Here is a 232-nt window from a genome sequence, read left to right as displayed (position 1 = left end):
ATGGGCAAGCTCTTCGATTTCTTTTAAGTTTACATAGCTAGATGCGTAATCTGTGACTAAACCTGATTGGGAAGGTTTAAGTGGAATATGAGCACCTAGTTGCTCATCGTGAATAGCTTGAACAACTGCTAAAATATTATTTTTTGCAGCTGTCGCCTCTGATTTCTCATAAACGAACTCTCCCAGATAGTCGACTGTACAAGAAATATTAGCTTTGTTTAATTCTCTAATA

The 232-nt window shown here is 36.6% G+C and carries 1 pseudogene; it reads right to left on the bottom strand.

What is annotated here, in order from left to right:
• Positions 1–232: pseudogene (locus KVT27_RS26360) on the bottom strand (proline dehydrogenase family protein); the annotation flags it as partial.

Origin of the sequence: Lysinibacillus sp. GbtcB16 (genome assembly GCF_019091145.1) — a bacterium.
In the GTDB taxonomy this organism is placed as follows: Bacteria; Bacillota; Bacilli; order Bacillales_A; family Planococcaceae; genus Lysinibacillus; species Lysinibacillus fusiformis.
Note: the sequence above shows the minus strand (reverse complement) of the source record. Positions and strands in the feature narration are given on the sequence as shown.